General features: G+C 65.6%; 19 protein-coding genes and 2 pseudogenes. 11 read left to right on the top strand and 10 right to left on the bottom strand.

The window, feature by feature from the left end; all coding sequences use genetic code 11:
• Positions 1-79 precede the first annotated feature (79 nt).
• Genes ACZ60G_RS42990 through ACZ60G_RS42970 form a run of 5 tightly spaced genes read left to right on the top strand, consistent with a single transcriptional unit; the run spans position 80 to position 6320 of the window.
• Positions 80-1432, top strand: coding sequence for an enolase C-terminal domain-like protein (locus tag ACZ60G_RS42990; protein ID WP_387282936.1), 1353 nt, complete (start codon positions 80-82; stop codon positions 1430-1432).
• Positions 1429-2511: a sugar ABC transporter substrate-binding protein gene (locus tag ACZ60G_RS42985; RefSeq protein ID WP_465818030.1), complete on the top strand. Its 1083-nt coding sequence runs from the start codon at positions 1429-1431 to the stop codon at positions 2509-2511. The genes ACZ60G_RS42990 and ACZ60G_RS42985 overlap by 4 nt, the downstream gene beginning before the upstream one ends.
• Positions 2512-2530: 19 nt before the next feature.
• Entirely contained in the window at positions 2531-4063 is a 1533-nt protein-coding gene (locus ACZ60G_RS42980) for a sugar ABC transporter ATP-binding protein (RefSeq protein WP_465818028.1), read from the top strand.
• Positions 4060-5085 (top strand): ABC transporter permease, encoded by a 1026-nt coding sequence (locus tag ACZ60G_RS42975; protein ID WP_465818026.1) that lies wholly within the window; start codon positions 4060-4062, stop codon positions 5083-5085. Before ACZ60G_RS42980 ends, ACZ60G_RS42975 begins: the two co-directional genes overlap by 4 nt.
• 2 nt (positions 5086-5087) lie before the next feature.
• Positions 5088-6320: an aldo/keto reductase gene (locus ACZ60G_RS42970; RefSeq protein ID WP_465818024.1), complete on the top strand. Its 1233-nt coding sequence runs from the start codon at positions 5088-5090 to the stop codon at positions 6318-6320.
• A 22-nt stretch (positions 6321-6342) separates the two neighbouring features.
• Here ACZ60G_RS42970 and ACZ60G_RS42965 read toward each other — a convergent pair whose 3' ends face one another.
• Positions 6343-7011: a FadR/GntR family transcriptional regulator gene (locus ACZ60G_RS42965; RefSeq protein ID WP_355187316.1), complete on the bottom strand. Its 669-nt coding sequence runs from the start codon at positions 7009-7011 to the stop codon at positions 6343-6345.
• 41 nt (positions 7012-7052) lie between these two features.
• On the opposite strand from ACZ60G_RS42965, the gene ACZ60G_RS42960 reads away from it, so the two are divergent.
• Positions 7053-7934, top strand: coding sequence for an amidohydrolase family protein (locus ACZ60G_RS42960; protein WP_465818022.1), 882 nt, complete (start codon positions 7053-7055; stop codon positions 7932-7934).
• Positions 7931-8788, top strand: coding sequence for a fumarylacetoacetate hydrolase family protein (locus tag ACZ60G_RS42955; protein ID WP_465818020.1), 858 nt, complete (start codon positions 7931-7933; stop codon positions 8786-8788). The genes ACZ60G_RS42960 and ACZ60G_RS42955 overlap by 4 nt, the downstream gene beginning before the upstream one ends.
• Positions 8789-8838: 50 nt before the next feature.
• Here the strand turns inward: ACZ60G_RS42955 and ACZ60G_RS42950 are convergent.
• From ACZ60G_RS42950 to ACZ60G_RS42925, 6 genes and pseudogenes are all read right to left on the bottom strand, one after another.
• A pseudogene (locus ACZ60G_RS42950) lies at positions 8839-9036 on the bottom strand (NAD(P)-binding protein); the annotation flags it as partial.
• A 97-nt stretch (positions 9037-9133) separates the two neighbouring features.
• A complete protein-coding gene (locus ACZ60G_RS42945) occupies positions 9134-9727 on the bottom strand; it encodes an AMP-binding protein (RefSeq protein ID WP_465818046.1) in 594 nt (197 codons plus the stop codon).
• Positions 9728-9794: 67 nt separating this feature from the next.
• Positions 9795-10286, bottom strand: coding sequence for a hypothetical protein (locus ACZ60G_RS42940; RefSeq protein ID WP_465818019.1), 492 nt, complete (start codon positions 10284-10286; stop codon positions 9795-9797).
• An 88-nt stretch (positions 10287-10374) separates the two neighbouring features.
• Entirely contained in the window at positions 10375-10818 is a 444-nt protein-coding gene (locus ACZ60G_RS42935; protein WP_465818017.1) for a hypothetical protein, read from the bottom strand.
• A 350-nt stretch (positions 10819-11168) separates the two neighbouring features.
• Positions 11169-12149 carry an NADPH:quinone reductase gene (locus ACZ60G_RS42930; protein ID WP_465818015.1) on the bottom strand — a complete coding sequence of 327 codons (981 nt, stop codon included), beginning with the start codon at positions 12147-12149 and terminating at the stop codon, positions 11169-11171.
• Between the two features lie 18 nt (positions 12150-12167).
• Positions 12168-12746: a PadR family transcriptional regulator gene (locus ACZ60G_RS42925; protein WP_465818013.1), complete on the bottom strand. Its 579-nt coding sequence runs from the start codon at positions 12744-12746 to the stop codon at positions 12168-12170.
• Between the two features lie 181 nt (positions 12747-12927).
• Here ACZ60G_RS42925 and ACZ60G_RS42920 point away from each other — a divergent pair, with 181 nt between their 5' ends.
• From ACZ60G_RS42920 to ACZ60G_RS42910, 3 genes are all read left to right on the top strand, one after another.
• Positions 12928-13734 (top strand): alpha/beta fold hydrolase, encoded by an 807-nt coding sequence (locus tag ACZ60G_RS42920; RefSeq protein ID WP_465818011.1) that lies wholly within the window; start codon positions 12928-12930, stop codon positions 13732-13734.
• A gap of 307 nt (positions 13735-14041) precedes the next feature.
• Positions 14042-15199, top strand: coding sequence for a glycosyltransferase family 2 protein (locus tag ACZ60G_RS42915; protein ID WP_465818009.1), 1158 nt, complete (start codon positions 14042-14044; stop codon positions 15197-15199).
• Positions 15196-16005 (top strand): sulfotransferase family protein, encoded by an 810-nt coding sequence (locus tag ACZ60G_RS42910; RefSeq protein ID WP_465818007.1) that lies wholly within the window; start codon positions 15196-15198, stop codon positions 16003-16005. Before ACZ60G_RS42915 ends, ACZ60G_RS42910 begins: the two co-directional genes overlap by 4 nt.
• Before the next feature lie 139 nt (positions 16006-16144).
• Here ACZ60G_RS42910 and ACZ60G_RS42905 read toward each other — a convergent pair.
• The 3 genes and pseudogenes from ACZ60G_RS42905 to ACZ60G_RS42895 all read right to left on the bottom strand — a co-directional run bounded on the left by ACZ60G_RS42905 (position 16145) and on the right by ACZ60G_RS42895 (position 18683).
• Positions 16145-17046, bottom strand: a pseudogene (locus ACZ60G_RS42905) (dioxygenase).
• Positions 17047-17060: 14 nt separating this feature from the next.
• Positions 17061-18125, bottom strand: a complete 1065-nt coding sequence (locus tag ACZ60G_RS42900) for a maleylacetate reductase (protein WP_465818005.1) — start codon at positions 18123-18125, stop codon at positions 17061-17063.
• An 81-nt stretch (positions 18126-18206) separates the two neighbouring features.
• Positions 18207-18683: an MFS transporter gene (locus ACZ60G_RS42895; protein ID WP_465818003.1), complete on the bottom strand. Its 477-nt coding sequence runs from the start codon at positions 18681-18683 to the stop codon at positions 18207-18209.
• On the opposite strand from ACZ60G_RS42895, the gene ACZ60G_RS42890 reads away from it, so the two are divergent.
• Positions 18652-19512, top strand: coding sequence for an aldehyde dehydrogenase family protein (locus ACZ60G_RS42890; RefSeq protein WP_465818002.1), 861 nt, complete (start codon positions 18652-18654; stop codon positions 19510-19512). The two genes, ACZ60G_RS42895 and ACZ60G_RS42890, sit on opposite strands and share 32 nt — an antisense overlap.
• The last annotated feature ends 68 nt before the right edge of the window (positions 19513-19580 follow it).

The raw sequence follows: 19580 nt of genomic DNA, 5'->3' as shown, positions 1-19580 counted from the left end.
CGGGATCAACAACCATTGCGTTCCTAGACATCGGATGTATAGTCGTGACCCAGATCACTTCTGACAGCAAGGATCACGCATGGCCTTCATTACGGCGCTGGACACGCTGGATATTCGGTTCCCGACGTCGACCCAACTGGACGGCTCGGATGCCATGAACCCCGACCCCGACTATTCAGCGGCGTACGTGATCCTGCGCACCGACGATGCGGCGGTCCCGGACGGCCACGGCTTCGCGTTCACCATCGGGCGCGGCAATGAGGTGCAGCAGGCCGCTATCCAGGCCCTCGATCATCTGGTGGTGGGCCGCTCGGTCGACGAGATCACCGGCGATCTGGGCGGTTTCGCGCGTAGCCTGACCGATGATTCGCAGCTGCGCTGGCTGGGCCCGGAGAAGGGCGCCATGCACATGGCGATCGGCGCGGTCGTCAATGCCGCCTGGGACCTCGCCGCCAAACGCGCGGGAAAACCTGTGTGGCAGTTGGTGTCGGAGATGAGTCCGGAAGACCTGGTGGCGCAGGTGGACTTCCGCTACCTGACCGACGCCCTCACCCCCGACGAGGCCCTGACCATCCTGCGCGAGGCCGAACCGGGCCGGGCCGAACGCACCGAACGCCTGCTGGCCACCGGATATCCCGCCTACACTACCTCCGCCGGCTGGCTCGGCTACTCGGATGCCAAGCTGACCCGCCTCGCCCAGCGAGCGGTCGCCGACGGATTCGGCACCATCAAGATCAAGGTCGGCCGCGATCCAGACGAGGACGTGCGCCGGGTCATGCTCGCGCGACACGCCATCGGACCTGATATCGGCCTGGCCGTCGACGCCAACCAACGCTGGGGCGTCGATGAAGCGGCAGAATGGATTTCGCGGCTGGCTCCCGCCGGGCTGTCTTGGGTCGAGGAACCCACCAGTCCCGATGACATCCTGGGCCACGCCGAGATTCGCCGCCGTGTCGCGGGGGTGCCGATCTCCACCGGCGAACACGGCCAGAACCGCATCCTGTTCAAACAGCTACTGCAGGCGGGCGCGGTCGACATCCTGCAAATCGATGCCGCCCGTGTCGCCGGTGTCAACGAAAATATCGCAATCCTGTTGCTGGCGGCCAAGTTCGGGGTTCCAGTCATCCCGCACGCCGGCGGGGTCGGGCTGTGCGAGCTGGTACAGCACCTGGCGATGATCGACTACATCGCCATCTCCGGCACCATGCAGGGCCGCGCCATCGAATACGTCGACCATTTGCACGAGCATTTCCGCGATCCCGTCCGGGTGGCCGACGGACGCTATCTCACCCCGCGCACACCAGGTTTCAGCGCCGAGATGCTCCCGGACTCGCTCCGCGACTACACCTTTCCCACCGGCGCGGCATGGCTGGAGACGACCACCTTCTCAGCAGTACACCAGGTTTCGGCGAAGGAGCACGAACTCTCATGAACACCAGGATCATCGGCGCGGCAGTAGCCGCCGTACTGGTCGTCGCCGTGGCGGCCTGTTCCCGCGAACAGACTTCCGGCGGCGGTCCCGCCGTGGCCGTCGGGAAGGGCGCCGACAACGGTGTACTGGTCGGCGCGGACCAGCCGCGCTCGGACACCGACTTCTGGAGCGCGTACGCCGGGTATCTCGGCCCGAAGGCCGCCGCGGCCGGGGTGAGGCTCGAGAACACCTCCTCCGACAATGACTCCAACCGGTTGAAATCCAATGTGGACACGCTGCTTTCGAAGGACGTCAAGGCGATCATCATGGCGCCGCAGGACACCGCCGCCGCGAAACCGGCGCTCACCGCCGCCGCCAGTAGGAACGTGCCGGTGATCAGTGTCGACACTCGCCCCGACAGCGGCGGTGCGTACATGGTGGTGCGGGCCGACAACCGGGCTTACGGTGCGAACGCCTGCACCTACCTCGGCGAAACCCTGCACGGTACCGGGAAAGTCGTGGAATTCCAGGGTGATCTGGCCTCGATCAACGGCCGCGACCGCTCCCAGGCGTTCGCCGACTGCATGCGGACGAAATACCCGAATATCAAGGTGATCGAAATCCCCACCGAGTGGAAGGCCGACAAGGCCACCTCGGGCCTGCAGGACAAGCTGCTCACCGATCCGGATATCAACGGCATCTACATGCAGGCCGGCGGCGCATTCCTGCAGTCGACGCTGGCATTGCTCAAGCGTACCGGCAAACTCGTGAAAGCCGGTCAGCCGGGTCATATTTCGATCGTGTCCAATGATGGCATCAAGGCCGAGCTCGACGCCATCGACGCGGGCGATATCGACGCCACCGTCTCGCAACCCGCCGATCTGTACGCGCAGTACGCCGCGATGTACGCGAAAGCGGCCGTGGACGGTAAGAAGTTCACTCCCGGTCCGACCGATCACGGCTCGACCATTGTCGACACCGGCGGCGGCCAGCTCGAGGATCAGCTCCCGGCGCCGGTCGTGACCCGCACCGGCGGCAAGGTCGGCGATATGGACACGGTGGCGAGCGCCGATCCCGCGCTGTGGGGCCGCGGGCGCTGAACGGATCGACACTCTAGCGATGGAAACCGCAGTGCCCGAGATAGTTTCACAGCAACAACCGGATGGTCCACCGGTGGCCGAGGCGATCGGGGTGACCAAGCGGTTCGGCCGCAATATCGCGCTCGATCGCGTCGGATTGCGCGTCACCGCCGGCCGCACGCATGCGCTCGTGGGGCGAAACGGCGCCGGGAAGTCGACCCTGGTGTCGATTCTGACCGGACTCGCAGCTCTTGATGAGGGGGAGGTGCGCTTCCAGGGTCACCCGGCGCCTGCGCCCGCCGACCGGGATGCCTGGCGCTCCCGCGTGGCATGCGTCTACCAGCACTCCACGATCATTCCCGACCTGTCGGTGGCGGAGAATCTGTTCGTCAATCGGCAGGGTTTCGGTGGGCGCCTGGTCAATTGGCGCACGCTGCGGACGCGGGCGCGGGAGCTGCTGGATACCTGGTCGGTGCCGGTTTCGGTGGATACGCTCGCCCGCGAGCTGTCGGTGGAGCATCGGCAACTGGTGGAAATCGCGCGCTCGCTCTCGCACGGCGCGCGGTTCATCATTCTCGACGAGCCGACCGCACAGCTGGACGGTCCCGCCATCAAGCGCCTGTTCGCCAGGATTCGGGACCTCCAGCAACAGGGCGTGACCTTTCTGTTCATCTCCCATCATCTCGACGAGACCTACGAAATCTGCTCCGACGTCACGGTTTTCCGCGATGCCCGGCATATCGTCACGGCTCCGGTCGCCGAACTGGCCAAGCCTGCGCTCATCGCCGCCATGACCGGCGATTCGACGGATTTGGAAACCGCGGTGCCACGACAGGTCCCCGACGCCGCCCGCGCACCGGCATTGAAGGTGGAGAAGCTCACGCGCGTCGGCGAATTCGACGAGATCGACATCGACGTGCGCCCAGGTGAGATCGTCGGACTGGCCGGCGGCGGCAGCAGCGGACGCATCGAGATGGCCGAGACCATTGTCGGATTACGCAGGGCGGCAGGCGGATCGGTACTGGTGGCGGGCAGGCCGCTGCGCGGCGGCAGGGTGCGGGCGGCGCGCGAGGCCGGGATCGGATTCGTGCCGCGCGATCGTCACGAGGAAGGGCTGATCCTGTCCATGAGCGTGGCCGACAACGCCACCCTCACCGTGCCGCACAAGCTCGGCCCGTTCGGCCTGCTGTCACGGCGCAGCCGAGATGTGCTGGCGGGCACCGCCATTGCGGAACTCGATATCAAGACCGAGAGCCCGCAGCAGAGCGTCGCCGAACTATCCGGCGGCAATCAGCAGAAGGTGGTGTTCGCCCGTGCCCTGGCCACCGAACCGCGAGTGCTGGTGCTGATCACCCCCACCGCGGGAGTCGACGTGCGCTCCAAGGAAACTCTGCGCGCGGTGGTGCGCGCCGCCGCCGATCGCGGCACCGCCGTCCTCGTCGTCTCCGACGAACTCGACGATCTGCGCGATGCCGACCGAGTGCTGGTCCTCGTGCAGGGACGGCTCACCGCCCGCTTCGACAAGGGCTGGAACGACCGCGAGCTCGTCACCGCCATGGAAGGACTGCTATGACCCGGACCGCGACCGAACCCGGTGCGCCCACCGCGGCCCCGCCGCACCGGGCGCGAATCCACGTGCGCTGGAGCACATTCCGCGATCTGCTACTGGTGCCGCCGATTCTGCTGGCGCTGGTGGTCGGATACTTCATCAATACCAACTTCGTCTCGACAGCCAATCTCACCAATGTGCTGAGCACCATGAGCGGTATTTCGCTGCTGGTGCTGGCCGAGGTGCTGGTGCTGGTGGTCGGCCGGATGGACCTCTCGCTGGAATCCACCTTCGGCCTCGCGCCGGGGGTGGCGATCTGGGTGACCATGGGCACCACCGAGGTCGGCGCGTTCACCTGGGCGTCGCCGTGGATGAGCATTCCGATCGCACTACTGGTGGGCGCGGCGGTCGGTGTGGTCAACGGCCTGCTGATCGTGCGCTTCGGCCTCAACGGGTTCATCGTGACGCTGGCGATGCTCATCGCCCTGCGCGGGCTGCTGACCTTCCTCACGTCCGGGTTCACCCTGACCAAGATTCCGGACTCGGTCGAATGGCTCGGCAATGCACGAGTTCTGGGCCTGCCGGCGAACGTGCTCATCGCCCTGGCATTGTTCGTGATCGGATATCTGGTGCTGAACTACACTACGGCCGGGCGGGCACTGTACGCGGTCGGCGGCAATGAGGCCGCGGCGCGAGCCGCCGGTATTCGCACCGATCGGGTGGTCATCGCCGTGCTGGTGATCGCCGGGGTGCTGGCCGCGATCGGCGGGCTCATCTACTCCGGGCAGTTCGCCAGCGTCCAGGTCAGCCAGGGCGACGGGATGATCTTCAATGTGTTCGCCGCCTGCGTTATCGGCGGTGTGTCACTCAATGGCGGGCGCGGGTCGGTGGTGGGCGCGTTCTTCGGAATCCTGATTCTCACGCTGATCCAGAAGCTGCTGTCTTACGGCGGGGTAAGCGCGGATTCGCTGAAGTTCATCAATGGGGCGCTCATCCTCGTCGCCCTGGTCATCACTCGCATCGCCAGCGGACGGCGGCAGGAGTGAGCATGCGAATCGCCTTGCACACCAGACTGAAACCAGGTGCGGAGGCCGAGTACGAGGCCGCCCATCGCGCGGTACCGGCCGACCTCGTCGCGGCCATTCGCGCCGCCGGTGCGACCGGCTGGACCATCTGGCGCAGCGGGTTGGATCTGTTCCATGTCATCGACTGCGACAGCTACGACAAGCTACTGGCCGAACTGGCTGGTTTGCCGGTGAATATCGCCTGGCAGGCTCGCATGAGCGGGTTCACCGATGTCCCCCACGACTATTCGGCGCCGGAGGCCGGTTTGCCGGTGATCTGGGAGCTGAACCCGCGACCGCGCGCCGAGGTGGTGCTCGGTGGTGCGGGGTATGCCGGGCTGTACCGTTCGGTCGACGAGGACGCGGCGCAGGAGGCGCTGGAAGCGGCGTGGGCGGCCGGGATTCGGAGTTTCGATACGGCACCGCACTACGGCGGCGGGCTCGGCGAGGAGCGCCTCGGCCGGTTCCTGCGTGAGCGAAACCGTTCGGAGTTTACGGTTTCCACCAAGGTGGGGCGGTTGCTGTACGACGACCCGGACGCGCCCGACGGGGCCGATGAGTTCTACGGTGCGCCCAAACGGTCACGGCGGCTGGACTATTCGGCGAAAGGCGTACGGCTCTCACTGGAGCAATCGCTGATTCGGCTCGGGCTGGATCGGGTCGATCGGATGCTCGTACACGACCCCGAGGCGCATATGGACCAAGCCCTGGGCGAGGCACTGCCGGAGCTGGAACGGATGCGGGACGAAGGGCTGACCGCTGGAATCGGTATCGGCGTCAACCACGTCGTGACCGCATTGCGGTTCGTGCGGGAGTCGGCCATCGACACCGTCATGATTGCCGGGCGGTACTCATTGCTGGACCGCCGAGCCGAGCAGCAACTGCTGCCCGAATGTGCGGAACGTGGGATCCAGGTGCTCGTCGCCGGGGTGCTCAATAGCGGAGTGCTGGCGGATCCCTTCCGGCAGGCCACCTTCGACTACCGCACTGCGGACTCCGCCGTCGTCACCCGCGCGCGGGACCTGGAGCGGCGGTGCACGAAATACAGTGTGCCACTGCGGGCGGCGGCCATGCAGTTCCCGCGGCGGCATCCCGCCGTGACGGCGATCGTGCTCGGGTCCGGTACTCGCGCGGAGATCGATGACAGCATTGCCATGCTCGATCTGCCTGTGCCGGAAGAACTCTGGTCCGAGCTAGAGGATCAGGCGCTGTGGTGAATCGAGCACCGCGATGAGCCGCTCACTCCACCGCCCGGCCCAGCCATTCCATCACCCCGGCCACATGCGCCAGCGCCCGCGCCTGCGCCAGTTGCGGGTCATGCGCGGCGATCGCGTCGCAGATGCCGCGATGCTCCGCGACCGTGCGCTCGAACGCGCCCTCCTCGGTGACGCCACGCCAGATCCGTGCGCGCGTGGTCGGCATGGACAGCGAATCCAGCAGCGAGGCAAGGACTTTATTGCCGGAAGCAGTGGCGATGGCGGCGTGGAAGCTCAGGTCGAGCGCGACCAGATCGGTCACCGACGCACTGCCGGGCTCGACCAGGGTGCGCAGGTGGGTGATCTCCTCGTCGGTCATGTGCTGCGCCGCCAGCGCGGTCGCGGCGGGCTCCAGAATCCGCCGCACGCCCAGGATGTCGAGCACGGAGTCGTCCTGATGAAACTCCAGCAGGAAGCTCATGGCGTCCAGCAGCGAATTCGGCTCCAGGCTCGCCACGAAGGTGCCGTCGCCCTGGCGCACGTCCAGGATTCGCACCAGCGAGAGGGCGCGCACCGCCTCTCGCAGCGAACTGCGCGACACCCCGAGCTCGGCGGCCAGATCGGCCTCACGCGGCAACCTCGATCCGGGCGTCAGATCGCCCGAGACGATCATCGCCTTGATCTTCGCAATCGCATCGTCGGTGACCGACAAACCGGTTCCTTCACTTTCGAGAATGTGAACACATGCCTCCGATGACTGTAGACGCACATGTGCATGTCTGGGACGTTCGAGGTGGAAAATTCCATGTGGAATACGAATGGCTGACAAATACATCCGATGTCTTGTTTCGCACCTATACGCTGGACGACCTCGAACCGCAGCTGCCCGAGCACGATATCGCGGGGTTGGTGCTGGTGCAGGCGTCCGATTCACTGGCCGAGAATCGCGCGCTATTGGACGCGGCGGCACACGCCCCCCGCCCGGCGGTCGTGGTCGGCTGGCTGCCGCTGCACGAACCTAGGCGGGCCGCCTTCGAGCTGGCCCGGCTGCGGCGGCCCGAGTACGTCGGAGTGCGGCACCTGATCCACCGTGACCCGGATCCGACCTGGCTACTGCGAGCTGAGGTTTCGGACAGCCTGGCCATGCTCGCCGAGGCCGGTCTGAGTTTCGACGCGGTGGCCGAGCGTTCCGATCTGCTGGCGCAGGTGCCGGCGGTGGCGGCCGAACATCCCACACTCACAGTGGTTCTCGACCATCTGGGCAAACCGCCGATCGCGTCCGGCGACTGGCAGCCGTGGGCGGATCTGCTGGCCGCCGCGGCCGAGCAACCCAATGTGGTGGCGAAGATCTCCGGCCTGGCCACGGTGTCCAAGCCCGGATTCACAGCCGCCGATTGGCAGCCGTACGTCGATCACGCGCTGGCGGTGTTCGGGCCGGATCGGCTGATGGTGGGCGGGGATTGGCCGTTCACCCTGACCGCCGCATCCTATGCGGAGGTCTGGCGGGCCACTGTCCAGGTCCTCGGCGGACTTGCCCCGGACGATCGCGTCAAGGTGTTGTCCACGACGGCACGGCGCGTATACCGGCTGTCCGCCGATGAGGCGGAACCCACCAATGAAGGAGCTAGTGCGTGAAATTGCAGCGGATCGGCGCGGTCGGCGCGGAGCGACCGGTCGTGGTCGACGGCGTTCAAACCTATGATCTGTCCACACTGACACCGGATATCGACGGCGCGTTCCTCGCCGCGGACGGCATATCGAAGACCGCGGCGGCGCTGTCACAGGGCCTGCTGTCACCCATCGACCTCACCGGACAACGCATCGGCGCACCGATCGCGCGTCCGCAGGCCGTCTGGTGCATCGGCATGAACTATGCCGCGCACGCCGCCGAATCGGGAGCGGAACCGCCACGTACACCGGTGGTCTTCTTCAAGACACCCAATACCGTGGTCGGGCCGTACGACGACGTGATGATCCCGCGCGGGTCCGACCGGACCGACTGGGAGGCCGAGCTGGCGGTGGTGATCAGCCGCCGGGCGAGCTATCTGGGGTCCCCCGACACCGCCATGAAACACATTGCGGGCTACACCATTTCGAACGACGTCTCCGAACGCCGCTTCCAGCTCGAGGAATCCGGCGGCCAATGGTCGAAGGGCAAGTGCTGCGCGACCTTCAACCCCCTCGGCCCCGCCCTGATCCCCGCCGATCGCCTCGACCCGAAGGACCTGCGCCTGCGCTCGTGGGTCAATGGTGAACCGCGCCAAGACTCTTCGACGGCCGACCTCATCTTCGACGTCGCGTACCTGGTCTGGCACCTGTCCCAGTACGCGGTCCTAGAACCCGGCGACCTCATCAATACCGGAACCCCTGAAGGGGTAGCCCTCTCCGGCCGTTTCCCCTACCTGCTCCCCGGCGATGTGATCGATCTCGAGATCGACGGCATCGGGCGCATGCGCCAAACCTGCCGGGATTCGGCAGATATTCTGTGATCGTCGATGGCATGGGAGGCGCAGTGGTTGCGGCCATGCTTGTAGATGTAGCGGAAGAGCACACCCATCTGCTCCGAGATGTTCATCGCGGGCGCGAACAAGTCGACGGCGTGGCCGCCGGTCTTGCGCAGCGTCGGCGCGCGCTCGACGACGGTGACCGAGAAGCCGTGCCGGGTAAGCCAATACGCCAGCACCGGACCGGCGATACTGGTGCCGGAGATGATGCCGAACAGTGGGACGAAGATCATGCCCATTCCCGCACCGGCCACCAGCAACGGCAACGGCAGATCCCAAGCGCCGATCCCGGTTCCGGCGACATGAAGTGCCGCATAGCCCAGGCTATCCCTACACCGAGGATGGCCAATCCGATGTGCAACGCGTTCCGTCCGAGCTGCGGTGCCATGGCCCCTGACGCCGACCCGATGAACGCGCCAACTGCCCAGGTGGCCATACCCAGACTCGCGCCCATCGGGCTGTAGCCCAGATCCAGCTGGAGCATGAAGCCGAGCGCGAGGGAGAAGCCGATGATGGCGATGAAGAAGGCGACGATGAACTGGCCGGCGCCATCATCTGATGGGTGACCATGACCGACAGGCTGCGGTGGGTGTTCATCACCCCCTTCGGCTCGCCGGTCGGCGCCACGGCGACCACGTCGTCCATCGAATAGCGAACGGGCGGTGGCGTATTGGGGTGGTGGGCAGTCCAATCCCGCAGCGCGATGTCGCCGGTCCCCTCAGCCAGCGTGATGTGGACATCGACGCCCGGCGGCGAGGCGGTCTTCATCTCGGTGACCTGCTGTGCAAGATCCGGGTGGTAGAAGAGCACCTCCACGTCGAAGCGCTCCATCAGCCGGATGTTCTCGCTCACCGGGTTGGCGGAGTTCAGCGGTACCCACGCCGCTCCGGCGCGCCATGCCCCGAGCACGCAGATCCAGGCCAGCGGCGAGGTTGGGCGACAGGACAGCGATTTTCGATTCCCGTCGCACTCCTGCGTGCAGCAGTGCCGATCAGAAGTCGTCGTCGTGCCCGGCGAGCTGCCTCCCCAGCAGCCTGGCCGCGTCGACGATGTCGCTCAATGGCGCTTCATAATTCAAGTTGCCGTCGTAGCGGTCGTCGGGCTCGAGGGCCTCGGTGAGCAGGAGCGCGTGTCGAATCGTGATCTGCTCACCCATCACAACGAGCCCGCCGATAGTGCCCGTGCTGCCGACCTTGGTGAGTATGGCCAGGAGATCGACCTTGTCGGCCCTGGCGAACGGCCTGTCGATCTGGATCCATTCGTCGCCTGCCCGTCCGATCACGACATCCGGTGCGGCCCAGTCCTCTTCGGCGTCCTCGACCTTGATGCTGATGTTGTCGGGCTCAACGCGCACGCCGTAACTGTTCTCGGAAATGCGCTCGACCAGAATGTCCCACTCGTCGCTGTGCTCCATGTGTTTCCCCTGCTCGATCGCCCTGGCCAGCTCGTAGGCGCCTTGCAGGATCGGATGCTGGATGGCCATAGTTCCAGCACAGGCTTGCAAGGATGTCCTTGGATGGCAGCGGTGTCTTCCTGACTGCCTCGCCATGCGAGTTCACCCCGGTGCGCGGCTAGGGCACCAGCAGATACCACTCCGCGAACGGGCCCTGGATCGGCCACGTGTCAGCCATGATCTTGGCCGGACCCATCCCCACCCACAGGTCCACGGTCACGGTGTCGCCCGGCGCCGCATCGGTGTGCACATACACATCTTGCGCCCGCGCACCCGCTGAGCCCACCCATCCCAGCATCACGTGATTGCCGCACGGCCCGCGCTGATAACCCAGTGGTGTCACGTGGGCCAGCACGTGGCCGGGCAGATGCGGTGCGGCCTCCACCGCCACGCCGATCGTCCCAGTACAGAAATTCGAATCCCCGAAGGTGTAGAGCGTGGTGCCGAACGGCGCCCATTGCGGTAGCGGATCCGCCTGTGCCGGCGTCGCCTGTATTCCACACATCAACGCACCGATCCCGGCCGTCACCACGACCCCTGCCGCTGCTCGCCGCACTGTCATCAGTCGATGTCCTTCCCGCGTAACGACATTCGCGGCCGTACTACCCGCTCCAGCAATATAGCCCGGACGGATCCGCATGAGGTCGCGGCGTATGCCGAAAGTCGTTCCGTCAGTTAGCATATCGATCCAGTTCGACCGCGTGGGAGGTTCAAGCTTTCTCGTTTGCCGCCAAGAGCATGGCATTACCTCGCCGAGATCCCTTGGTCGATATCAGTTCTGCCTCATTCAGGCGGCGCCGGCGGAGAATGGACTCCCCAAATAAGGCCCGCCAACCTAGTGTCCTGCACACCGCACACCGTTCCCCTGCCCACCGGAGCGCGACATGAAGGTCGTCGTCCGTCTCAGCTGGGTTACTGGGGGATGGTGAGCAGGGTGCGGCCGCGGCCGCCGGTGTCGACGCGGTCGTGCGCCTTGGCGATTTCCTCCAGCGGGAAGCGGTCGCCGGTGTCGACGGTGAGGTCGCCGACGGCGGCTGCGGCGGTGAGGTCGCGGGCGGCCTGTCGTCTGGCTTCGGCGGGGAAGTCGTCGCTGCCGAGCAGGCGCAGGGTGATGTTGTTGAACAGCAGTGGCCAGAAAGGGATTTCGGTCCGGTCGGCGCGGGTGGCGTAGGCGGCGATGACCGCGTCGTTCGCGGTGACGGCGCAGTCCAGATCTGCGTTATCGGACAGAGCCACCTCGATGATGCGCTGCACACCTCGAGGCGCCTGCGCGCGGATCGCCGCCGCCGGGTCGTCGGAGTCGAGGGCGACCGCATGCGACACCACGGCGGGGTCGATGCGGTCCAGGTCTTCTCCGCGCCGGACGGTGGCCAGGACGGTGGCGCCGGCCCAGTGGGCGAGTTGGGCGGCCAGGGAGCCGACCCCGCCGAGCACGCCGTGCACCAGGACGAGCTTGCCGTCGACCGGGCCGTCGGCGAACACGGTGCGGTGGGCGGTGATCCCGGGGATGCCCAGGCTAGCCCCGAGCTCGTCGCTCAGGTGGGCGGGCAGGGGAACGGCCATATCGTCGGGGACGACGGTGTACTGGGCGGCGGTGCCGAAAGCTCGGTAGGACTGCGCGCCGTAGACCCACACCCGCTGCCCGATACGGCGCGCGTCCACGCCTTGACCGACGGCGTCGATGACCCCGGCGGCGTCGCTGTGCGGGATCACGCGGGGGAAGGGCATCGTCGAACCGAGCCAGCCGCGCCGCTTCTTGGTGTCGCCGGGGTTGACACCCGAGACAGTCACCCGGACACGCACCTCGCCGGGGCCGGGCTGAGGGTCGGGCAGCTCGCCGACGTGCAGAACGTCGGTGGCGGGGCCCTGGGCGTCGTACCAGGCGGCAATCATGCGGGGACCTGTGCCTTTTCAGCTCGCGGGTGCTTCGAGCGTAGGGGGATCGTTGCGGGTGCGCGCGACACCGGACTCCGGGTCGCCCTCGCCGAGGACGTCGCGGAGCCAGGCACGCTCGGCGCGGCTGGTCGCGCGGGCGGTCAGCAGCATGCCGCGCCGGTAGGGGTCGGTGACCTGCTCGGCGCGCAACGGCTGCTCACCGTCGTAGAAGAAGCTCGCCGGCACCTGAAGGAAGTCCAGTCGCCTGCGCAGCACCGCGTGCTGGTCGGCGGTGTCGGGCAGCAGCGACAGGAACGCCAGGATCGTGCAGAACCGGCTGAAGTCGGTGATCTCGTGTTCGGCGGGCTCGCGCAAACGCTCCAGCATCTGAGCCCGCCCGTTCGCGGTCAGGCTCAGTACGTAGCGTGCGGCACCGGCACCCGGATCGATGCGCCGCTGCAGCAGGCCCGCCTTGGCCAGGCGGTTGATCGCGGGGTAGAGCGTGCCGTCGCTCACCGGCCGAGCGTACCCGGTCAGCTGTGCGACGCGGCGGCGCAGCTCATGGCCGCGCAGGGGGCCTTCGGCCAGGAAACCGAGTATCGCAAGTTCGAGCACGGCTCCATCCTCCCACATCCACATCGAATCGATGTATGCATCGATTCGATGTTACGGTGTTCGGGAGGCGGTACCTCAACGAGGCCGACCCTCCACGCACCCGCTGCACCTCCCCGCACTGACCGCCGCCCGTCCCGCGGTGTGCCGCCCACCGCAACGAACCACCCGAAGGGCCAAAAACATGAGTGTCATCAACCCCCGACAGGCGCAGGTCACCTCGGCCGACGGCACCACGATCGCTGTCACCATCACCGGCCGGGGACGCCCGCTGGTCGTCTCGCCAGGCGCCCTGAACGCAGCCCAGGACTGGCAGCTTCTGGCCGATGTCCTCGCCCCGCACCTGATGACCTACGCGGTCGACCGCCGCGGTCACGGTGCCAGTGGCGACAGTCCCGACCACAGCATCGAGCGCGAGCAGCAGGACATCGCCGCCGTCCTCGACCTCGCGGGCCCCGACGCCATCCTGTTGGGCCACTCCTACGGCGGAATCGTCACCCTGGGCCTGGCCCTCGAGCGGCCCCCCGCGGCCTTCGTGCTCTACGAGCCGCCGCTGCCGCTGCACGGACCCGTCGGAGGCGATGCCATCGCCCCCTTCGAACAGGCCGTGGCGCAAGGGGATCTGGAACACGCCCTGACCCTGGGCACGCGGAACTTCCTCAGAATGTCGGAAGCCGCGATCGAGGAATTCCGCCGCAGCCCCGTCTGGCCGGTCCGGGCATCGATGACGCCGACCTGGGCGCGGGAAATCCGCGCCATCGACGCCTTCGGCACCGACCTCCACCGCTTCACCGGACTCACCACCCCGACGCTGCTGGTCACCGGGGAGCTCAGCCCACCGGTACTGCTCGACACTTCCCGGCAGCTTCGTACAGTGCTGCCGAACAGTCGCCTGGTGGAAATCCCCGGCCACGCGCACGAGGCGTATCTCACCGCTCCCGAAGCCCTGGCCGAGGTGATCCTCGCCTTCGCCGAGAAATCCGCCACATAGTCCCCGGCACGCACGGTGGCGGCCGGCTGTCAGCTCGCACCATTTCCTGTCGAGAGGCCTGTCAGTCAGGTCCAGGCGGCGGTCGGGTCGCAGTTGGATCTCGCCGTAGGGGGTCATGTTGGTGTGGAAGATCGGGGTGAGACCGCGACGGTCTGCGTCGGTGAGGACCTCGGCCCATTCAGGCAGGGCGAGGGTGTCCCGGTCGTGTACCTGCCCAATCGACCGTGCAGGACCAGGGCCAGCGCACTTGATTTCGATCGTCACCTGCACTGTGGCACCCGGTCCGAGATCGTGTCACCATTACCGTGTGCTTGAAGAGGCAACGGTCGGTGTGATCATTCCGGCGCACAACATGGCTGACTGCCTCGACCGTGCACTGTATTCGCTCGCGATGCAAACACAGCCCCCTCGTGAGGTGGTCGTCGTCGACGACGGTTCGCAGGATGCCACCTTTGCGGTTGCCAACCGCTGGCGGGGTGTGCTCCCGATCAAGGTTGTCCGTCACGAACACAGGTGTGGGATCGGGGCCGCTCGCGCGACGGGGATAGCCCTGCTGGATACCGAACTGGTGGCGCAGTTGGATGCGGATGATTTCGTGACACCTGGTCACCTGGCCGCGCTGCGGCGGACATACCTGGAACGCCCCGGGTTGATCAGCCCACGGCCGCTGCATTGGTATGGCGGATTGAAGTTGTGTGTCGACCGGATGCACGACGCCCTCCCACGACCGGGAGTCGGTCACCTCGACCAGATCCTGATGCGCAACTACGTCCTTATCGGTGCACTCTATAGTCGCCGGCTGTACGAGGACGTCGGCGGATATCGCGATCGAGACATCACCTATGCGGAGGACTGGGATCTGTGGCTGCGGATGGTGAACGCAGGGGCACAGGTAGCCAAACCCGCGGAGCACACCTACGTATACCGGACCGGATTCCCCAGTTACAGCAACGGTCTGGACTGGAATGTGGCCGATGTCGAGGTGCTCGACCGGTTCCAGGCCGAGATCGAGTCCTTCGACGGCACCGCACGCAAAGACACGGCGCGGTACCGGAGAATCACCAAGTTCGCCCTGCTGGGTCGCATGGGAAGACGGTATTTGGCGCGCGCTGCACCGGTCACGCTCAACGTCGCCGCCGCGGCAATGGCAAAGGCGTGCATCGCTGATGCTGGATCGCTGACCGCCGCAGCTCACGATCCTGATCTCGGGTTGCTCATTCTGACACGGAGTGCCGATAACACCGACAATCTCCTACTGCTGTCCTCGGACACGTCCGGAGTGCTGCTCCGAGCCGAATTGCAGGCTCATAGAATGAAAGTCGTCGAAGTATCGGATGAATCTATCCGGGTTACATACCCGGTCTTGGAACCTGTGGCAGCCGACGAGAAGTTCGATGCCGTCTCGCGAAGTATCGCCACCGGTCGGCCGTGGCAAAACCTGCTCGATGACCGGACCGTCTCATGAAAGGACCCTTCCGAGGCGATGCCGGCAATCCTGTCGGGCCTCGGCAGCGCGCTTTCGGCCTTGCCGATACGGAAAGCCGATTCGTGCAAAGTCCTACGTTCATCCTATCCCTGATGAGATCCGGATCGACCCTGCTGAGATGCATCCTCGATTCACATTCCGAAATATATTCTCCGCACGAGTTGCACCTCCGCTCTATCCAAGTGGAAGCGATAGACGGCGCAAGGCTGTCGATCGGCCGGCTCCGCTTGAGTCAACATGACCTGAAATTCATGCTCTGGGATCAACTCTTGTATCGACAAATGATGGCGAACGGGAAGAGATTCATAGTCGAAAAAACTCCTGGCAACATACTGATATACGAACAGATACTTTCGTGCTGGCCCGATGCCAGATTCATCATTCTCTATAGAAATCCGATTGATATCTGCCACTCGTACCTAAATTCTGGAATCTCTGCCGAAGTCGAAGAAGCATGCGATTCAATATTGCAATGGTCGGAAAGATTGGAAGCAGCGGCGACGCATCCCGATTCGATCGAAGTCCGATACGAGAACCTTCTCGAAACGCCTGATATCGTATTCAGTGATTTATGTAGCTTTATCGGCGTCGATTACGAGCCGACAATGCTGGACTACGGAAATTACGATCATGGGGCTTACGTGCGTAATCTGGGGGACTGGCGGGACAAGATTCACAGCGGGCGCATCCAGTTGCCGAACACTGACACCGCGGCCTACGACTCGCCGGCTTCCCTTCGCGAGCTGTCCAAGCGCTGGGGATATGGCGAGAACGATGACCGGTGAGTCCCGAGGCGCACGGTTGCTGCGGGGGCCTGCCGAAGCCTGTGTCGACGCGCGCACAGACGTGGCCGTCCTGCCCGAGGAGCACGCAGGGTAGGCGCTGAGTCGATCCGTACACCGAGGTGCGACGCCGAAAGGCGTGTTACACCCTGGCGGGTGCGAGAACGATGTCGAAGCGGGCCCGCGCCCAAGAATTGCTGCCGAGGTCGCGGCCATCCGGGGTGGGTGTGCCGGGAGCCTGCCGCACGAACTCCGTGATCAGTGACTCCTTGACGCCGAAGACGCTGTCGCCGATCTCGATCTGCGGGTCGCCGTCGACGAAGATGTGTGTGACCAGGGTGCGTAGCCCTCCGCGTCGACCATGAAGTGCAGATGGGGGGCGCGCATCGGTGAGCGTCCGACCGCTTGGAGCATCGAGCCGACCGGACCGTCGTCCGGAATGGGATAGGGGACAGGTGTCACGCCCCAGAACCTGTACTCCCCATCGGCGCCCGAGTACAGGTGTGCGCGCCCGGCGGTCCGCCCGTCGGGGTACTGGACGTCGTAGAACCCCTCTTCGTCGCACTCCCACACCTCGATTCGCGCACCAGGTACGGGGTTACCGTCGGTGTCGGTGACGACGCCTTCGATCCAGCACGGTTGGCCTGCGGCCCCACCGCTGATGTCCCCGCCGAGTGGAATCTCGGGGGCGTCGGCGACGAAGAACGGGCCGAAGACCGTAGCCTCGGTCGCGCCTTTGTACGTCTGATTGTTCACCGCGATGGTCTGCATGGAGGCACCGAGTACATCGGATAAGAGCACGAACTCCTGCCGTTTGTCGTCAGTGATGTGCCCGGCGGCCGTGAGGAACTCGATCGCGGAGTTCCACTCGGCCTCGGTCAATCGCACGTCCCGGATGAACGCGTGCAGGTGCCGGGTCAGTGACTGCATCACCTGCTTGAGCCGCGCGTCGGGTGTGTCGTCGAACGAAGCGACCACGGTCTCGACGAGTTGGTCTTCGGCGGCGGTCTGCGCAGGGGAGATGAGGCTGTTGGTGGCGGTCATGGTCGGTATTCCTCTCACAGCACAGAGGTGTCGCCGGCTTGGGCGGCACGGAGAATTTGTTCGAGGTCGGCGGCGGTGACGGGCCGGGGATTGGAGTCTGGAACGACGGGCAGGATCAACTCCACGGCCTCGGAAATGTTCGCCTCCCGCAGGCCGTAGTCCCTCAGTGCGCGGGGTGCGTCCAGTGTGTCGCGCAGGGCATTCAAACCGGCTCCAGCAGTCGTGGCGCCGAATGCCGCGGCGATGCGGGACTCGGCTTCCGGTGCTGCCGTAGCGTTGAAGGCAAGGACGTACGGCAGGACGATGGCGTGGGTTTGGGCGTGTGGCAGGTTGTACGCTCCGCCGAGAACATGGCAGATCTTGTGGTGCAGTCCGGATCCAGCGGATGCGAACGCTACCGCGGCCAGGTATGCCCCGTAGAGTGCCTGTTCACGCCCCGCCAAGTCCTGCGGGTCGTTCTTCACCACCGGGAGACCGTCGGCGAGCGCGCGGATACCTTCTGTGGCGAGGGCCCGGTTGATCGGGTCCGTGCGCGGCGCCCACATCGAGTCGATGCAGTGCGCCATGCCGTTGAGCCCGGATGCGACCGACAACTCTACCGGCAACGACAAGGTCAGCGTCGCGTCGTAGATCACCGTCACCGGCAGGACCGTGTCGTCGACCCCGGTGGTCTTGCGGGCGGACTCGGTCAGGCCCCAGACGTTGGTGGCCTCGGATCCGGCATAGGTTGTGGGGACCGCGATGATCGGCAGCCCCGTGGTCATCGCGACTGCTTTGGCGAGACCGGTCGTCGACCCCCCGCCGATGCAGACGATCAGATCCGCACCGCCGTCCGAGGCCACGGCGCGAGCCTTGTCCGCGGTGGCGATCGGGACGTGTGGCGCCACGTCGTCGTGCCGGACGGCCACGTTGATATTGCGCGTGACCTGCTGCGCGACTGTGACTTCGGACGGCGATGCGATGACCATGACTCGTCCCGCGCCGAGACGGTCGATTTCCGCTGCGAGGTTGTCGGCGGCGCGTCCCGATCCGAACAGCACCCGCTGTCCGAGGGTGATGTGCTCGAAAGAGATGCTCATGTAACCAAACTTTCCGTTGATCGACGGCTGCGGACTGCATCATGTGTCGGCCGGATGAACAGTGTGAGGCTGTGAACCGATTCAGCCGGCCAAATTCGCCGGTCCGGCGTCGCGTACTTCGATCAGGCTGCTTCCCGCCGTCTGCTGGTTCACGATACGGGGGACCGCTGCTGCGGCGGCGGCTCCGATTACGCCGACGATGGCGAAGGTGTAGAAGTTCCATTCCACCGCGCTGGCCCGCTCCAATACGAAGGCACCGAGCGTCGGGCCTACGATCGCCCCGAACCGTCCCACCGACAGCGCCCAGGCCAGGCCGTTGCCTCGGAGGTCGTCGGGATAGGTCGTGACGATGAAGGCGTTGCCGAGGATCTGTGAGCCGATGAAGCCGAATCCACTGATGAACATCAGTACGAACAGCAGCGGAGTCGCCGGCCCGAGGCTCATCAGCAGCAAGCTGACCGTTCCAACGAGAAAGGCCGATACCACAACACGTTTCGGGCCGAGAGTGTCCGCGACGCGTCCTCCGATGATCACGCCGACGAAGACTCCCGACCACATCGCCGCCGTTTGCAGCAGCGCCGAGCCGAGGGAGTACCCGGCCGCCCGCAAGATCGGCTTCACCGGCGGCACCGCTACCGCGCGCCAGGTGATGGCCTCGGCGGCGGGCACGATCAAGAACCTGACCCTCGAACTCGGTGGGAACGACCCGGCCATCGTGCTCGACGACGTCGACATCGATGCTGCGCTCGAACGGATGCTCAAGGGTGTGTTCACCCGGTCCGGCCAGATCTGCTTCGCGGTCAAGCGCATTTACGTGCCTCGCGGTCTGTACACCACCTTCGCCGACGCGCTCTGTGAGCGGGTGAGCAAGTACGCCGTAGGGCACGGCCTCGACGAGAAGGCCAGTTTCGGCCCCCTCAACAACAAGGCGCAGTACGACAGTGTCACGGCACTGATCGAAGGGACGAAGAACTCCTCGGCGAAGGTCGTGCAGTTGGGCAGCAGGCTCGAGTCGGCGGGCGAGGGCTACTACGTGCTCCCGCATGTGGTGCGCGATGTCGAGCACGAGGCGCCGATCAGCAGCTGTGAGCAGTTCGGGCCGATCATTCCGCTGATCGCCTACGACGACGAGAACCAGGTCGTCGAGTGGGCCAACGATTCGGAGTACGGGCTCGGCTCGTCGGTGTGGACCACCGACGCCGAGCGCGGGCTGACTATGGCCCGACGGATCGAGGCGGGCAGTACGTTCATCAACACCCACGCCTTCGAATCACTCGACCTGCGAATGCCGTTCGGCGGCGTGAAGCAGAGTGGCATCGGTCGCGAGTTCGGCGAGGCCGGGATGCGCGAGTACGTAGAGGAGCATTCGATCCGCCTGCTGAAGTAGCCCACAGGCGCGAACGCCCCGCTTCGCCGTTCCCACTCGATGGTGCCGGACATCGAGATCAGGTCGGC

It is taken from the genome of Nocardia sp. NPDC102475, assembly GCF_055584605.1.
The sequence above is the reverse complement of the archived record's forward strand: the minus strand, read 5'-3'. Positions and strand labels throughout refer to the sequence as shown.

Bases quoted from the DNA above. Each gene is read 5' to 3' on its own strand.
- ACZ60G_RS42975 (WP_465818026.1), top strand. From the start codon at position 4,060: ATGACCCGGACCGCGACCGAACCCGGTGCGCCCACCGCGGCCCCGCCG.
- ACZ60G_RS42990 (WP_387282936.1), top strand. From the start codon at position 80: ATGGCCTTCATTACGGCGCTGGACACGCTGGATATTCGGTTCCCGACG.
- ACZ60G_RS42935 (WP_465818017.1), bottom strand. From the start codon at position 10,818: ATGACAGTGCGGCGAGCAGCGGCAGGGGTCGTGGTGACGGCCGGGATC.
- ACZ60G_RS42920 (WP_465818011.1), top strand. From the start codon at position 12,928: ATGAGTGTCATCAACCCCCGACAGGCGCAGGTCACCTCGGCCGACGGC.
- ACZ60G_RS42910 (WP_465818007.1), top strand. From the start codon at position 15,196: ATGAAAGGACCCTTCCGAGGCGATGCCGGCAATCCTGTCGGGCCTCGG.
- ACZ60G_RS42970 (WP_465818024.1), top strand. From the start codon at position 5,088: ATGCGAATCGCCTTGCACACCAGACTGAAACCAGGTGCGGAGGCCGAG.
- ACZ60G_RS42960 (WP_465818022.1), top strand. From the start codon at position 7,053: ATGACTGTAGACGCACATGTGCATGTCTGGGACGTTCGAGGTGGAAAA.
- ACZ60G_RS42900 (WP_465818005.1), bottom strand. From the start codon at position 18,125: ATGAGCATCTCTTTCGAGCACATCACCCTCGGACAGCGGGTGCTGTTC.
- ACZ60G_RS42940 (WP_465818019.1), bottom strand. From the start codon at position 10,286: ATGGCCATCCAGCATCCGATCCTGCAAGGCGCCTACGAGCTGGCCAGG.
- ACZ60G_RS42980 (WP_465818028.1), top strand. From the start codon at position 2,531: ATGGAAACCGCAGTGCCCGAGATAGTTTCACAGCAACAACCGGATGGT.
- ACZ60G_RS42895 (WP_465818003.1), bottom strand. From the start codon at position 18,683: ATGTGGTCGGGAGTCTTCGTCGGCGTGATCATCGGAGGACGCGTCGCG.
- ACZ60G_RS42985 (WP_465818030.1), top strand. From the start codon at position 1,429: ATGAACACCAGGATCATCGGCGCGGCAGTAGCCGCCGTACTGGTCGTC.
- ACZ60G_RS42890 (WP_465818002.1), top strand. From the start codon at position 18,652: ATGATCACGCCGACGAAGACTCCCGACCACATCGCCGCCGTTTGCAGC.
- ACZ60G_RS42930 (WP_465818015.1), bottom strand. From the start codon at position 12,149: ATGATTGCCGCCTGGTACGACGCCCAGGGCCCCGCCACCGACGTTCTG.